Annotated in this window: 14 protein-coding genes and 3 riboswitches; all 14 genes read right to left on the bottom strand. The window is 41.9% G+C overall.

From position 1 onward, the window contains the following. Positions 1-65: 65 nt before the first annotated feature. The 14 genes from helD to CVD27_RS19880 all read right to left on the bottom strand — a co-directional run bounded on the left by helD (position 66) and on the right by CVD27_RS19880 (position 15,442). Entirely contained in the window at positions 66-2,372 is a 2,307-nt protein-coding gene (gene helD / locus CVD27_RS19940) for an RNA polymerase recycling motor HelD (RefSeq protein WP_101649767.1), read from the bottom strand. 187 nt (positions 2,373-2,559) lie between these two features. Further along, a complete protein-coding gene (locus tag CVD27_RS28295; protein ID WP_180960370.1) occupies positions 2,560-2,733 on the bottom strand; it encodes a hypothetical protein in 174 nt (57 codons plus the stop codon). A gap of 32 nt (positions 2,734-2,765) precedes the next feature. Then, complete coding sequence (gene purU / locus CVD27_RS19935; protein WP_101649764.1) at positions 2,766-3,635, bottom strand: formyltetrahydrofolate deformylase; 870 nt, start codon at positions 3,633-3,635, stop codon at positions 2,766-2,768. Positions 3,636-3,702: 67 nt separating this feature from the next. After that, positions 3,703-5,103, bottom strand: a complete 1,401-nt coding sequence (gene lpdA / locus CVD27_RS19930) for a dihydrolipoyl dehydrogenase (RefSeq protein WP_101649762.1) — start codon at positions 5,101-5,103, stop codon at positions 3,703-3,705. Between the two features lie 106 nt (positions 5,104-5,209). Then, a complete protein-coding gene (locus tag CVD27_RS19925; RefSeq protein WP_101649760.1) occupies positions 5,210-5,515 on the bottom strand; it encodes an iron-sulfur cluster biosynthesis family protein in 306 nt (101 codons plus the stop codon). A 35-nt stretch (positions 5,516-5,550) separates the two neighbouring features. Continuing rightward, positions 5,551-6,429 (bottom strand): lipoyl synthase, encoded by an 879-nt coding sequence (gene lipA / locus CVD27_RS19920; RefSeq protein WP_101649758.1) that lies wholly within the window; start codon positions 6,427-6,429, stop codon positions 5,551-5,553. 84 nt (positions 6,430-6,513) lie between these two features. Next, the gene (gene gcvPB / locus CVD27_RS19915; RefSeq protein WP_101649756.1) at positions 6,514-8,004 is read right to left on the bottom strand and encodes an aminomethyl-transferring glycine dehydrogenase subunit GcvPB; all 1,491 of its coding nucleotides are present in this window, start codon (positions 8,002-8,004) and stop codon (positions 6,514-6,516) included. Continuing rightward, positions 7,991-9,349, bottom strand: coding sequence for an aminomethyl-transferring glycine dehydrogenase subunit GcvPA (gcvPA, locus tag CVD27_RS19910; RefSeq protein WP_101649754.1), 1,359 nt, complete (start codon positions 9,347-9,349; stop codon positions 7,991-7,993). Before gcvPA ends, gcvPB begins: the two co-directional genes overlap by 14 nt. 1 nt (position 9,350) lies before the next feature. Then, entirely contained in the window at positions 9,351-9,746 is a 396-nt protein-coding gene (gene gcvH / locus CVD27_RS19905) for a glycine cleavage system protein GcvH (RefSeq protein ID WP_101649752.1), read from the bottom strand. A 62-nt stretch (positions 9,747-9,808) separates the two neighbouring features. Next, a complete protein-coding gene (gcvT, locus tag CVD27_RS19900) occupies positions 9,809-10,921 on the bottom strand; it encodes a glycine cleavage system aminomethyltransferase GcvT (RefSeq protein WP_101649750.1) in 1,113 nt (370 codons plus the stop codon). A gap of 11 nt (positions 10,922-10,932) precedes the next feature. Next, positions 10,933-11,814 (bottom strand): L-serine ammonia-lyase, iron-sulfur-dependent, subunit alpha, encoded by an 882-nt coding sequence (gene sdaAA, locus CVD27_RS19895; protein ID WP_101649748.1) that lies wholly within the window; start codon positions 11,812-11,814, stop codon positions 10,933-10,935. After that, positions 11,814-12,326: a serine dehydratase beta chain gene (locus tag CVD27_RS19890; RefSeq protein ID WP_101649746.1), complete on the bottom strand. Its 513-nt coding sequence runs from the start codon at positions 12,324-12,326 to the stop codon at positions 11,814-11,816. Before CVD27_RS19890 ends, sdaAA begins: the two co-directional genes overlap by 1 nt. A gap of 15 nt (positions 12,327-12,341) precedes the next feature. Next, entirely contained in the window at positions 12,342-13,592 is a 1,251-nt protein-coding gene (gene glyA, locus CVD27_RS19885; protein WP_101649744.1) for a serine hydroxymethyltransferase, read from the bottom strand. A gap of 237 nt (positions 13,593-13,829) precedes the next feature. Continuing rightward, a riboswitch (glycine riboswitch) is annotated at positions 13,830-13,933 on the bottom strand. Positions 13,934-14,053: 120 nt separating this feature from the next. Next, complete coding sequence (locus CVD27_RS19880; RefSeq protein WP_101649742.1) at positions 14,054-15,442, bottom strand: amino acid permease; 1,389 nt, start codon at positions 15,440-15,442, stop codon at positions 14,054-14,056. Positions 15,443-15,923: 481 nt separating this feature from the next. Next, positions 15,924-15,980: riboswitch (glycine riboswitch) on the bottom strand. A gap of 3 nt (positions 15,981-15,983) precedes the next feature. Next, positions 15,984-16,086, bottom strand: a riboswitch (glycine riboswitch). Between the last annotated feature and the right edge of the window lie 71 nt (positions 16,087-16,157).

The raw sequence follows: 16,157 nt of genomic DNA, 5'->3' as shown, positions 1-16,157 counted from the left end.
CCACCTTTTTTCAACCAAGCAAAAAGCATCGCAAAATTGCGATGCCATTAGTCAATCATCTTCTATTACATATCGAAATGAATCAAATCTGCCTTATTTAATAAAAAGTTCGTCGGATTTTCTCCATATAAATACAATCGGTGCATCGGCCTTGTCATCGATACATACAACAATTTGATGTCTAGGTCTACTTGAGAAAATGGTTCTTCCAAGCATACTATCAAAACGCAATCAAACTCCAGCCCTTTAGATAAATAAGAAGGTACAATCACGATATGCCCCTTCTTCATTTCTTCTTTTTCTTCTAATAACTGTATCGGAAGATCACTATTTTCAAAAAGCTGATGGATTCTTTGACACTCCTTCTCGGTCCGTCCTATTATTGCAATGGAGTGAAGTTCTTCCTTTTTAAAAGAAGCAATATCCTCTTCCAGCTGAAGCCTGACCTCTTCCAGATTCATAGGGTCAATCGTCGTAAAACGTGGTTTTTGTCCATGCCGAATCACAGGTTCGACCTTTGGCAGGTCTTGGTCAATCAACAGGAGGATGTCATTGGCCAAATTCATGATTTCTACGGTTGTTCGGTAGCTTTTTTGCAGCGCTTGGTAATTTGCATTAGGGAAGATTTCTTTCACTACCGGTGTCCAGCTATTCAAGCCGCGATAGGAATGAATCCCTTGCGCTAAATCTCCTACGATCGTAAACAAGTCGGTTTCAAAGCCTTCCTTTAAGGCGGCAAATTGAAAATAGCTATAATCCTGTGCTTCATCGATAAAAATACTGCGCATTTTATATTTATCTTCGATGCCTTCGAGCTTTGCCTTCATAAAAAAGATTGGGGCTAAATCTTCCAGTTCGTAAGCCCCACGCTCAAAAATTCTCCGGCAATACTTACTTAGAACCCTGCATTCTTGATCCGTAAGCGTAGTAGAATGCTTTTTGAGCAAATCAGGAGATGACATTAATTCTTTATAAAGGGTAAAAATATCCTTCATACCAAAGGGAGCCATATATTTCCTTACAGCGGCCTTTGCCTCCTGCTCGACCCTGTTTTGCCTTTGTTCTTTCATCTCCATCAAGGAAATCACTTTTTGCTTTCTTTTTTCTGGTTTCAGCTTGGTGTTAAAAAGGGCCTTCTCCATTGCTTCTTCATATTTCTTATTAAGATTCGATAACATAATCGATTTCTTCTTTTTTAGATCATCTTCTAATAAATTTTTTATTTTTCCAAGTCTCTTGTAGATTGGTAAGTAGGTATATTCTTTTAAAAATAGTTTTTTAAGTTTTAGTCCTTTCATTAAAACGGATTTTTCAACGACAAAATCCTTTTGTGGGGCAAGGCTCTCTTCCAATTCATTGATAAATCGATGAATTACTTCCTTAAATTCGAGTGAACCCTTAAAGCTGGAAACCCATTGAATCGATTGATTGGTTTGTTTCTCGTTCAGGAGCTTAATGAGCTTGGAATTAGGTGAAAATAGTTTTATTTTTGAACCTAAGCAGCTTCTCATAAAATCAATATAGGTGGTTTGATTAATTTTGTTGACACCTAATTCCGGTAAGACGGCCGAAATATAATCAATAAACAGTCGGTTGGGTGCGAGAATCATTAATTTTTCTGGAGGGAATCTATACCCAAAGGAATAGAGAAAGTAGGATATTCTATGGAGTGCAATGGTTGTTTTCCCGCTTCCGGCAGCCCCTTGGACGATGATTGGGTGTGTTAGAGATGCTCGGATCACTTCATTTTGTTCATTTTGAATGGTCGCAACGATTTCTGTTAAGCGATTGTCTGCTTTCCCCGATAAAGATTTCTGCAATAGTTCATCGTGGGTGGTTAAATCGATGTCTCTGATTTCTTTTAATAGCCCATCGATGATTTCATACTGCCTTTTTAATGATAAGTAACCGGTTTGTGTCTCCCCGTAGGCTTCATATGACACCTCTCCCAGCCGGCCGTCATAGTAGACATTGGCAATGGGTGAACGCCAATCCACGATAATCGGCTGCTGCGAGACACGATCAAACAAGGAAACTTTGCCAATGTATAACACTTCTTGGCTTTTCGTATTATTACTCGTAAAGTCGATCCTGGAAAAATAGGGTTTACCTATCACGCTTTCTAACCTTTTCAGTTCAGTTTCAGCCAATTCCAGATAATTTGCGTTTGCAAGAAGATCCGTGTAGCTCGTACTACTATCCTTCGAATTCAGCTCGGCAAACGATTGTTTCATATTTTCAACGACTAGTTCTTTATTCTCCTTCGAAATGTCTAAAACGGTTCGTATGTACTCCTTTGTAAACTCTAAGCGCTCCACTTCTGCTTGGTAATCTTTATGGTCGCGGACAGATACTTGATCTTTGGCACTCATCCTTTTCACACCTCACCTCTCTATGCCATTTGGAAAGCATGGGATATTAAGATTAAACTATGTCTTTTGTACTCGTCAAGGTTTTGTCAGAATTTTTTTACGCATAGCAAAAACCCGGGTTGTTTTCACTAAAACCCGGGGTCTGCACGATATTGATAAATCCATAGAGGACATAAATAATGAATGACTAATTATGAATCACGTTATATAGGGAATTAATTAAAATCCCAACGGCAAAAAGCAGGAGCACGATATGCATGTAGTTTACCGTATTCTTTCGTTTACTTTGTATAAAAATCCATATCCAAAGAATTGCTAAGATGAAATGAATAATGCTTAGTATATGTTCATTTCCTGCCAATACCCTCATCTCCTATCATCTACCGTTTAAACTCATGTAAAAACAATCGTTTTATTACCATGGACAAGAACTTTATCTTCCACATGCCAGGAAACCGCTTCGGCGAGAACCCTTTTTTCCACATGACGTCCGGCTGTCTTTAAATCTTCCACTGTATAGCGATGATTAATCCGTTGGACATCTTGTTCAATAATGGGTCCTTCATCCAGATCATTTGTTACGTAGTGGGCAGTTGCCCCGATCAACTTTACACCGCGATTAAACGCTCGTACATAAGGATTCGCCCCAACAAATGCCGGTAAAAACGAGTGATGGATGTTAATAATTTGATTAGGAAAATGGGATATAAAATAGGGAGAAAGAATTTGCATATACCTTGCCAGAACAATAAAATCTACATTTCCATCCAAGAGTTCTAATGCTTTCTGTTCGGACTTCTCTTTCGTTTCATGAGACATGGGGATATGATAAAAAGGGATCCCATACCCGTCAACGACTTCTTTTAAATCGGGATGATTACTGATGACCAAAGGAATATCCACCGGTATTTCCTTGGATTTCCAGCGCCAAAGCAGCTCATTGAGACAATGGTCTGCTTTGGAAACAAAGATGGCCATTCGCTTTCTTTTTTCATTACTGCTCAGCTGCCAATCCAACGTATTGTCCCGTCCCATTATATGTAAATCCTGTTCTAGTTTTTCAAATGAAGCATCCACTTCTTCCATTTCAAACTCGATCCGCATAAAAAATACACCTGAGTTTGGATCTGTGGTATGTTGGTCAAAATGGACAATATTCACTTTGTGTTCTAATAAAAAATTCGTAACTTTTGAGATAATACCTGGCTTTTCCGGACAAGAAATTAATAGTTTCACACGGTTCCGTTTTTCTTTTGTCAACATGGCTCCCACCATCCTTAGGCCTATGATTTATGTGAAAAGTAACACGATCATTCTTAAAGTTTTCGTCTTAGGCATGAATTGCTTTTCCATCTACAGCTAGTGCTGCTTCTCCAATCGCTTCGGCTAATGTTGGGTGTGGATGGATCATATGAGCAATATCCATTGAAGTTGCATTCAAGACTTGGGCTAATCCAAACTCTGTAATCATATCCGTTACATGGGGTCCCACCATATGGGCTCCTAACATTTTATTCGTTCCTTCTTCCACAACAAGTTTGACAAATCCGTCTGATTCACCAAAAACGAGTGCCTTTCCGATTGCCCGGAATGAGAATTTACCGGTTTTCACTTGAAATCCTTTCTCCTTCGCTTCCTCTTCTGTGAGTCCCACACTTGCTACTTCTGGAGAGCAGTATACACATTTTGGAACTTGCGTTGGATCAAGCACTTTAGGATTTTCTCCTGCCATATGTTCTATAGCTATGATTCCCTCATGTGAGGCGACATGGGCCAGCTGCAATCCCCCAATAACATCGCCAATTGCGTATATGTTTGGTTCAATTGTTTGATAGAATTCATTTGTTTTAATAAAAATCCCGTTCATTTCAATGGCTGTTTTATCAAGCCCAATCCCTTCTATATTTGGAAGCCTGCCTACAGAAACTAAAAGTTTGTCTGCAGAAAATGATACTTCTTTCCCTTTATGCTCCGCCTTGATCGAAACACCATCGCCTTTTTCAAGCGTTTCTGGGAGCACCTTTGCCCCTGTGACGATTTTCACGCCTTTTTTCTTTAATAAGCGCTGAATTTCCTTTGAAACATCTTTATCCTCAGTTGGTAAAATACGATCAGCATATTCAATCACTGTAACCTGGATGTCAAAGTCTACTAGCATGGATGCCCATTCGATTCCGATTACACCGCCGCCAACGATGATCATTGATTTTGGTAGCGTTTCCATTTCTAAGGCTTCATCTGATGTCATGACATACTTTTCATCCGCCTCCAAGCCATGAAATGTTCTTGGGCGGGAACCTGTTGCAATTAAAATATTCCGCGGACTTACAATGATTTCCCCTTCCTGCTTGTTTAATTGAACTAACACATCCTTCGTCTCCAAGATGCTTCCTTTCCCCTCATAAATATCGATTTTTCCTTTTTGCATTAAGTGTTGGATTCCTTTATAGAGTCGGTCCTGAATTTCTTCTTTCCGAGCTTGTACCCTTGTAAAATCAAGTCCAACTTCTGGGGCAATGACACCATATCGATTGGCATTTTTTGTTTGTGCATATAATTCTGCACTTCTTAATAAGGCCTTGGTTGGAATACATCCGGCATGAAGGCATGTTCCACCAATTTTCCCTTTTTCAACTACCGCCACTTTTAAGCCTAATTGTGATGCGCGGATCGCAGCAACGTAGCCTCCCGGTCCCCCGCCGATAATCACAATGTCATATTCTTTTGTCATTTTCATTTCTCCCTTTCATAATACCTATATTACCTACAGGAAAACTTTGATTTATAGTGATAAAACAGGTGATACTCCTAGGACACTAACATGAACCAGGTTCCTATTAATCTATTTCGATTGCACATGCACTTGAGACATAGCTGTCTCCGACTAAAAAACCATGGTCGTCTTGATAATCAATGACGGTTTCTTCATCTAAATAACGCTTTGTAAAGCGATCCAATCGGAGCTGCAGCCCTTCTATCTCTATGTATATATCGTTTCGACGCGGCTCATCAAAAAGAATCGAAAACTTAACTGTCATCCCGCATCCGCCAGCTACTTCCGCATCAATCCGAGGAATTCCCTCTTCCTTCCCAGCTAATTCTTTTAGCTTGTTTATGGCTGCTTCTGACATTTTTAATATCATCGGACCTCACCTCTCCTAACGCCTCATTTCCTTAATTACGCATTTGCCTTTGCTGCATGGACCTGTTCATCGGCATGATACGAGGAGCGAACAAGCGGGCCGGCTTCGCAGTGACTAAATCCTTTTGACATCGCTATTGCTTTTAGTTCCTCAAACTCTCGCGGACTCCAATATTTTTGAACTTTTAAATGATGTTTGGTAGGTTGTAAATATTGGCCGATCGTCATAATATCAACATGGTTCCCACGCAGGTCATCCATTGTTTCAATAATTTCTTCTTTTGTTTCACCAAGACCAATCATTATGCTTGATTTTGTTGGAATCGCAGCATTTAGTTCCTTTGCGCGACGCAAAAACTCAAGGGAACGTTCGTAGGTAGCCCGTGCACGAACTTTGGCTGATAAACGTTTTACCGTCTCAATATTGTGATTTAAAATGTCTGGCTTCGCATCCATTAATGTTTTTAAGTTGTCATATTCACCATTCATATCGGAAGGAAGAACTTCAATACTGCAAAATGGATTCCGACGTCTGACGGCTCTGACTGTTTCTGCAAAAACTCCGGCTCCTCCATCCTTTAAATCATCGCGGGCCACAGCCGTAATCACGACATGCTTTAACCCCATCTGTTCCACAGATTCAGCGACGCGCTCCGGCTCTTCCCAATCAAGCTCTGTCGGCAGCCCCGTTTGAACCGCACAGAATCTGCAGGCGCGTGTACATATACTTCCTAAAATCATAAAGGTTGCTGTTTTTCGTGATGCCCAGCATTCATGAATGTTCGGGCATTTTGCTTCTTCACAGACGGTGTGAAGCTTTTTTTCACGCATCATCGTTTTTAAACCTGTATACTGTTCGTTCGTATTTAATTTAATCTTAAGCCATTCTGGTTTACGTACATACTCGGTGGCCATCTAATTCACTCCTATGAACGGATCGTCCTTTTAACTTGAAAACCATCTGTACAGCGTATCCGCTGCACAGATGGAGGTTTCATTTTATGCGTTTACTGTTTCTTTTTCTTTCACTGCTGATTCCTCTTTTATATAACGCAAAATCGGCTGTCGGGCTGCCTGCACTTCATCCAAGCGGCCAATCACCGTTGTATGTGGTGCCTCTAATACGATCCCTGGGTTTTCCTCGACCTCTTTGGCAATTTGAATCATCACATCAGCAAAGGCATCCATGGTCTCCTTTGACTCTGTTTCCGTCGGTTCGATCATCAAACACTCCTCCACATTGAGCGGGAAATAGATGGTCGGCGGATGATAACCAAAATCAAGCAGACGTTTGGCCATGTCAAGTGTTCTTACGCCAAGCTTTTTCTGTCTGGATCCAGATAACACAAATTCGTGCTTGCAAATTTGTGAATACGGTGCCTCAAAATATGGCTCAAGCTTTTTGCGAAGATAGTTCGCATGGAGAACGGCCCCTTCCGATACTTGACGTAACCCCTCAGGTCCCATGGTGCGGATATAGGTGTACGCACGCAATAGAATTCCAAAATTCCCATAATACCCTTTCACCCGGCCGATTGAGAGGGGCTGGTTATAGTCTAACTGATATTGATTCTTTTCTTTGACCACTCGTGGAACTGGTAAAAATGGAATCAGCTTTTCTTTCACACCGACTGGACCAGCACCCGGGCCGCCGCCGCCATGAGGTGTCGTAAATGTTTTATGAAGATTTAAATGCACGATGTCAAAGCCCATTTTTCCGGGAGTTGTTTTTCCTAAAATGGCATTGGCATTCGCACCGTCATAGTACAATAAACCGCCTGCTTCATGGACAACATGAGCAATTTCAACAATTTCCTTTTCAAACAGTCCGAGCGTATTCGGATTGGTAAGCATTAGGGCTGCAGTGTTATGATCCACATGTTTCTTTAATTCCTCCAGGTCGACTAACCCATGCTCATTGGATGGAATCGTTATGGTTTCATAACCGGCAACCGATGCACTTGCAGGGTTTGTTCCATGTGCGGAGTCCGGAACAAGAACTTTTGTTCTCACTTCCCCTTTTTGTTTATGGTAGGCTTTGACCATCATTAACCCTGTCCATTCACCTTGTGCTCCTGCTGAAGGCTGCAGGGTCACTGCATCCATTCCTGTAATAACAGCTAGTTCTTCCTGTAATTCATATAAAACTTCTAATGCGCCCTGTACGGTTTCAGTTGGCTGGTATGGATGAATACGGCTAAACCCTTCCAAACGGGCTACATCTTCATTAATTTTCGGGTTGTACTTCATTGTACAAGAACCAAGCGGATAGAAACCGTTATCGATCCCATGGTTTTTATTCGAAAGTGCTGTATAATGGCGGACAAGCTGCAGCTCTGATACTTCTGGGAGTTCTGCCGGAATATCACGAATCATATGCTTCGGAAATTTATCCTTTAACTCCACTTTAGGAACATCACTTTCCGGAAGGCTTGAAGCAACTCGTCCTTGACGACTAATTTCAAAGATCAGATCATTATATTCCACCATTTACAACCGCCTCCAATACCTCGATAAATTGGTCTATTTCTTCTTTCGTCCTCTGCTCGGTCACCGCGATCAGCATTTGATTTTCAAAACCATAATCACTGTCTAAGTTCAACCCTCCGATGATTCCCGCCTCCAGCAGTTTTGCGTTGACCTCTTTGACAGGGAGAGGAAGCTGCACCACAAATTCATTGAAAACAGGTGCTTGGTTGGTCACGATAAAGCCTTTCTGTTGCAGGCGTTTTGCCATGTAATCAGCTTTTTCAATATTTAGCTGGGCCATTTCGCGAATGCCCTGCTTCCCAAGTGCACTCATACAAACAGCAGAAGCAAGTGCATTTAATGCCTGATTGGAGCAAATATTGGATGATGCTTTATCACGGCGAATATGTTGTTCGCGTGCTTGAAGGGTTAAGACAAAGCCACGCTGTCCTTTCTCATCTGTCGTCTGCCCGACAATCCGTCCAGGGATTTTACGCATCCATTTCTTACTTACGGCAAAATAACCACAGTGCGGGCCGCCGAAGGACATCGGAATTCCTAATGGCTGCATATCCCCAATCACAATGTCCGCTCCTAGCTTACCGGGAGCCTCAAGAAGCGCCAGCGCCAGCGGATTGGCACTTACGATGAAAAGTGCACCGTTCGCTGCGGCCATTTTCTTCACTTCTGCCAGATCTTCAATCGAACCGAAGAAATTAGGATATTGAACGATCACAGCGGCTGTCCCCTTATCCATTTGTTCCTGTAATTTTTCTAGGTCAGTAACATCAGCTGCGAGATTCACCTCTTCCACTGCATACCCTTGACCACTTGCCACCGTATTTAAGATGGCGCGTGATTCAGGATGTACGGCCTTTGATACAAGCACTTTTGAACGTCTTGTAGATGCAACCGCGAGTGATGCCGCTTCTGCAAGTGATGTAAACCCATCGTACATGGAAGAATTGGCAACATCCATCCCTGTCAGCTCACATACCATTGTTTGAAATTCAAAAATCGCCTGTAATTCACCTTGGCTGATTTCCGGCTGGTAGGGTGTATAGGCTGTATAAAATTCAGAACGTGAAATCATGTGGTTGACCACACTTGGTATGTAGTGATCATAAGTTCCTGCCCCTAGAAAGGTTGGGTATTGATTCGCATTTTTATTTAAGGAAGCAAGACGATTCATTTTTTTCAGTAAAAGTACTTCAGGGTCCGCCTTTGGTATATTTAGCTCGCCTTGCAATTGAATCTCAGCTGGAATATCTACAAACAATTCATCGATAGAAGATATATTTAAAAAAGCGAGCATTTCCTCTTGATCTTGTTTCGTATCAGGGAGATATCTGTAAGTAGTTGTCATTCTATTCCTCTCCTTCATTGATAAATGCTTGATACTCATCTTCTTTTAAAAGAGATTCTAATTCTTCTGGACTTGACATTTCTACTTCTACTAACCAGCCTTTGCTGAATGGATAGGCATTAATCGTTTCTGGAGCATCTTCCAACTCCTCATTAATCCGAACAACTGTACCTGAAACTGGAGCATAAATTTCAGAAACAGCTTTAACCGATTCAATGGTTCCCATGGATTCATCTGCTGTTACCTCATCATCCACTTGCGGACTTTCTACAAATACGATATCTCCTAACTGTTTTTGGGCATAATCAGAAATGCCAATTCGCACTCGATTTCCGTCTAATTGTAAAACCCACTCATGTTCCTTGCTATAAAGTAAATTTGCTGTTGCGTTTGTCATTGTTTTTCTTCCTTTCAGCTATTAATTTGAGTTTGATCATCCTGAGAGACCCTATTACCCTATTAACCTTTTTTATAAAAAGGTGTTTTCACAACTATGGCGTCAATCATTTTATTGCGGATTTCCACTTTTAACTTTGTCCCTACCTCAGCCTGTTTCGCAGAAATTAGGGCCAGACCAATGCTTTTCTTTAATGAAGGTGATTGGGTGCCCGATGTCACCACACCAATTTCCTCTCCAGCTTCAGAAAATACTTTATAACCATGACGCGGAATGCCCCGCCCTGTGACTTCAATACCTACTAATTTTCGTTTTAATCCTGCTTCCTTTTGGGCTAATAGGGCAGCTTTTCCGATAAAGTCACTTTCTTTTTTCAGTTTTACGGCGAAGCCGATTCCTGCTTCAAGCGGACTAATATCACTTAACAATTCTTGACCATAGAGTGCTAGACGTGCTTCTAAGCGGAGCGTATCACGTGCTCCAAGTCCACATGGCTTTAGGCCTTCTTCCCTGCCTGTTTCTAAAAGTTTTTCCCAAAGTGCTTCCGCTTGCTCCGCAGCTAAATAGAGCTCAAAACCATCTTCGCCTGTATAACCGGTACGGGATACGAGGACATCGGTTACACTGTCAAGAACCACATGTTGAACAAATTTGAATGATTCTATTTTTGATAGATCGATTCCCGTTAACTTTTGCAAGATTCCTTCCGCTTTTGGACCTTGAATGGCCAGCTGGGCGGTTTCATTCGAAATATTTTGGAGCGTCATTTCTCCTTTTACATGCTGCTGCATCCAGTTAAAATCTTTCTCAATGTTTGCGGCATTAATGACGAGTAAATATTTTTCATGATCTAATTTGTAGACTAATAGATCATCGACTGTGCCGCCGTCTGGATAGCACATGGCCGTATATTGTGCTTGATTGATGCTAAGCTTAGTCACATCGTTGGTGACAATAGAGTTGATGTAGCTCTCTGCCTCTCTCCCCTCAACAAGCACTTCACCCATATGAGAGACATCAAAGAGTCCTGCTTTTGTTCGGACCGCCTCATGCTCATCTAAAATGCTCGAAAACTGGACTGGAAGTGCCCAACCGCCAAAATCAATCACCTTGGCACCATATTTTCCGTACGCTTCGAAAAGTGGCGTTTGTTTTAATGCTGTTTCCGTACTCATCTTGCTCCCCCCTATGATTTCCTGCAAAATAGTCGTTCTTTTATTTGTTTTCCTGTTTCCGTCGTTGCTAGGCCGCCAAGTGCGGTTTCGCGGAGTGTCCGAGGCATATCTTTTCCGATCCTATACATGGCTTCAATGACCTCATCACAAGGGATTCGGCTTTCAATCCCGGCAAGGGACATGTCAGCTGCTGAAAATGCGATGGAGGTTCCGATCACATTCCGCTTTATGCAAGGTACTTCTACAAGTCCTGCTACTGGGTCACAAACCAAACCCAACAGTGACTTCATCGCAATGGCAGTGGCATTTACCGCTTGCTGTGGTGTACCCCCTTTTAGCTCAACAATCGTTCCTGCGGCCATAGCCGTTGCTGAACCTACCTCAGCCTGGCACCCTCCGGCTGCTCCCGAAATAAAGGAACGGTTCGCAATGACATAGCCAAGCATGCTTGCCGTAAACAACCCCATGACTAAATCTTTAAAAGGTGTTCCATCATTTTTATGAAGGGAAAACAATACCCCAGGCAAAATGCCGGCTGCTCCAGCAGTTGGCGTTGCTACAATGACACCCATTCGGGCATTGTTCTCTGAGGTTGCTAAGGAATAAGCCATTGCATTACTGATATATTTCCCTGACAGAGCCTTATCTTGATTCATGTAATCATACATCTTCACGGCATCACCGCCGGAAAGACCGCTTGGGGCGGCTGAAGCATCATTTATACCGCTGGCGACAGCTTCTTTCATTTTGATCAACCGCTCTTCCATCATGCTAATAATGGTTGCTTGATCTTTTCCTGATCTTTTTACTTCCATCATCAACATCATTTCACCAATGTTTTTTTGTTCTCTTTCACAAGCATCGATCAGCTCTCTCATTGTTTGAATTTCCATCATTTTGCCCCCATAAGTCGTTTCCTTTTAGGTTGATAATGACGAGCAAGAGCTGTAAAATCATCGCCTGCACTCAAACGGATATCGACCATTTCTTCGTCAATCATAAAGATCTTGGATAAGCCGCCACCGAGTGACACGCCGCCCACTTTCACCACATGTTCCTCCCATTTTGCTGTGACGATGGTTATATTTGGATGGTCATAATACTTACAGTCTTCTGCAAATTCGAACCTGTATCGCAACCCATCCTTTTTAGCCCACTCCAATGAATTTTTTATTCTTGGATCATCCGTCTCCATCCCCAGTAGTCCGCCAAGAAGGGCTTTATCTGTTCCATGGCCTTGATACGTTTCAGCAAAAGAATCATAAAAGACAATCTTTGCTTCCTGCGGACGATCTCCCAGCAATTCGTAAATAAATTTTCCGATCGACACGACACCCGCTGTATGAGAACTCGACGGTCCTACCATGATTGGGCCGATAATGTCAAAACAACTTTGAAATTCCATCCCCATGCCCCTTTCTTACACAGTAACTGCCTGTTCAAATAACGGAAAAGCGCTACAAATCGTTTTCGTTGTTTCCTTTGCCTTCTCAAGTACGACTTTGTCCCCTTTACTCTTCAGAACAGCTGCAATGACTTTCCCGATTTGTACCATTTCGTCCTGCTTCATGCCCCGTGTCGTTAAAGCCGCTGTTCCCATCCGGATCCCGCTCGTCACAAACGGCTTTTCCGGGTCAAAAGGAATTGTATTTTTATTTACGGTAATGCCCGCTTCTTCTAATAATTTTTCAGCTTCTTTTCCAGTTAGGTTCCACGGACGTAAATCTAAAAGAACAATATGGTTATCCGTTCCACCAGAAACAAGGGCTGCCCCTTCCTTTTTCAATGTCTCGCCAAGTGTGGCTGCATTTTCAATCACTTGTTTCGCATATTCCTTAAAGCTTGGCTGTAATGCTTCTTTGAAAGCAACCGCCTTTGCTGCAATGATGTGCATGTGCGGGCCGCCTTGTATCCCAGGGAACACTGATTTATTAATCGCTTTTATGATCTCTTCATCATTTGTTAAAATAATTCCGCTGCGCGGGCCTCTTAACGTTTTATGCGTCGTGCTTGTTACGACATCGGCATATGGAACCGGCGATGGATGAACTCCAGCTGCAACAAGCCCTGCAATATGCGCCATATCTACCATCAATTTTGCGCCAACTTGATCGGCAATTTGTCTAAAACGCCCGAAATCGATCTTTCTAGGGTAAGCACTTGCCCCTGCAATAATCAATTTCGGTTTTTCCTTTTTCGCGATTGTCTCGAGTTCATCATAGTCAATCAATTGAGTATCCTCTCTTACACCATAGGACACAATTTCAAACCATTTTCCTGATACACTTACAGGGCTTCCGTGGGTTAAGTGCCCACCTTGCGCGAGGTTCATCCCCATCACTTTATCACCAGGCTGAAGCAGTGCGAAAAATACGGCAAAATTTGCTTGTGCCCCTGAGTGCGGCTGGACATTTGCATATTTAGCGCCAAACAGCTGTGTCAAGCGATCAATCGCTGTTTGTTCTGCCACATCGACCACTTCACATCCTCCATAGTAGCGCTTCCCTGGATAGCCTTCCGCATATTTATTCGTCATCACACTTCCCATTGCTTCTAACACATCTTGGCTTACGAAGTTTTCAGAGGCAATCAACTCCAATGTTTGAAGCTGGCGATACTGCTCTCTCCTTATGGCTTCAAAAATGGTTGAATCATTTTGTTGTAATCCCATTCCTACTCCTCCTCGAAATGTGGCTCAAGCTACCCTTCGGTGTGTCAAAATGGGACTGATCTGCTTTTGCATTCCAAGTTTTTTAGCGAAACAAGGCTTTTTTTGCACGCAAAAAAGGACAGCAGAAGGGTAGCTTAAAGCTTCTTTTTCCCTTCTCTGTCCTTTTACCTGAGAGTTTAGTTCCGTTTCGAACCTTCCCCTTTGGTGGCATATCTTGATACGCGCTCTCCAGAGTTGCGTCCAGTTGTAGTTCCATCTACCTGAGAGATTTATTCCAAGGGTTTTTTTGGAACTTGCTCCTTCGGTGGCGTTTTAAACGTGCTCTCTCCCACAACTGTCATCCGCTCTATTTTTTTGTTATTTTCAGAATAGTTGTTAAAGTAATTCAAGTCAAGCGTTTTTTATTTTTTTTTGAAAACGATAACATCATTGGAAAATAAGTCTGTCCTTGTAGCTGCTGATTAATTTTCTGGTATAGTTTCCTGGTTCACTTGATCAACCTGGTTTGTATTCATACTCCTTATCTTATAAATACCAATGAGCAAAATAAACCAGACCGGAGTGACAAATAAGGCAATCCTAGTATCTTCCGCAAGAGCAAGCACGACAAGAACGAAAGCTAGGAAAGCAAGGATCAGGTAATTGGAAAATGGATAAAGCGGCAATTTAAACTGATTAACTTTTGCCAGATCCGGTCTTGTTTTACGATATTTTAAATGGCTGATGACAGTAATTCCCCAAATAAAGATGAAACATACTGTAGATATACTTGTAATGAGTGTAAATACTCCTTCTGGCATAACATAGTTCAAAATAACAGCAATAAGAATCACCACAGTTGAAAAAAACAAGGCATTTGAAGGTACTTTTCGTGAAGTAAGTTTTACAAATGATTCAGGAGCATTCTTATCTTTGGCTAATGAATATACCATCCGGCTTGTACTAAAGACGGCGCTGTTACATGCGGAAGCCGCGGATGTAAGGACGACAAAATTGACAATACCGGCTGCAGCTGCGATTCCAACGGCTACGAAGACTTGGACAAATGGGCTTTTCGCTGGATTGATGGCGTTCCAAGGATAAATACTCATAATGACTACTAGTGCACCAAGGTAGAAAAGAAATACTCGAATGGGGATATTATTGATTGCCTTTGGAATCACTTTTTCCGGATCCTTGGTTTCACCTGCTGTAAGTCCCACAAGTTCAATTCCTACAAAGGCAAACACAACCATCTGGAAGGAAAGTATAAATCCATTCATTCCATTCGGGAACATGCCCCCATGTTTCCATAAATTCGTGAAACCAGAAGGTCCTGAATTCGTAGAGAAGCCTTTAAGAATCATGAAAATACCAACAAAAATCAGGGCTATAATCGCGATGACTTTAATTAAGGCAAACCAAAATTCCATTTCACCAAAAAGTTTAACGGTCGTAAGGTTCATAATTAATAAAATAACCAGGGCAATTAATCCTGGCATCCATTGAGGCACACTAGGAAACCAATATTGGGTATAGAGACCAACGGCTGTTAAGTCTGCCATAGCAATGGAAATCCAGCAGAACCAGTACGTCCAGCCAGTGATAAAGGCTGCCATATTACCTAGATAGTCTCTTACGAAGTCAACAAAAGAATGATAGTTTATATTGGTTAGGAGAAGTTCGCCAAGTGCGCGCATGATTAAAAAGCAAATGGCCCCCGTAATCATATAAGCAAATAAAATCGATGGTCCTGCTAAGTGAATCGATTTTCCTGCACCAAGAAATAATCCCGTTCCGATGGCTCCACCAATAGCGATTAGTTGTACGTGCCTGTTTTTAAGGCCTCTTTCCAATTTTTGTTCCTGCATTCGATTTCCCCCTCTACTTTTCTAGGATGTTTACAATTTTTTGTCGATTTAAATCTATTTTTTAATAAGCTCTATTAAATTGGTCTGTTGAATTCCGCTCCAGGCGCTCAGCAAACCCGCGGGCGTGCCGGGGAGCCTCCTCGGCCCCGTAATCCCGCAGGAGTCGAGCGCCTTCCGCTCCAATCAACAGAGTATAAAAAACAACAATGTCGTTTTGAAGAGCCTTTTAAAAAAAATTAAATCGATTTGATTTGATTGCATATTACTATCCTAATAAAAGTTTAAAATAGTAGTACCGGTTCATTCGGCTTTAGAAAAAAGCGCTTACAATTCAATTTTGATAGGACCAGCAGAATCTAAAGTGACCACAAAGCGACTCATTCCTTTCTAGATTTCATAGCAAATCCTCCTTTTTTCCGTTTGTGCTATCTTTCCCAAATAAAAAAAAGACAGGGGAAAGATAGATTTTCTCTACTCTTTCCTCTGTCCTTTTACCTGAGAGTTTAACTCCTTTGGTGGCTCATGGCTCTCTCCAGAGACGCGTCCTATTATGGTCCTTTTACCTGAGAGATTGATACCCATTTGTATGGGGACTTGCTCCTTCGGTGCCAAACAATTCGTTTGGTCTCTCCCACAATATTCATCCGCTATCATACAATTAATTTTCATACTACTCTACAGAATGGATGATGTCAATAAAATATTCAGAATTTAT

This window comes from Neobacillus cucumis (assembly GCF_002860255.1).
Taxonomy (GTDB): domain Bacteria; phylum Bacillota; class Bacilli; order Bacillales; family Cytobacillaceae; genus Neobacillus; species Neobacillus cucumis_A.
Note: the sequence above shows the minus strand (reverse complement) of the source record. Positions and strands in the feature narration are given on the sequence as shown.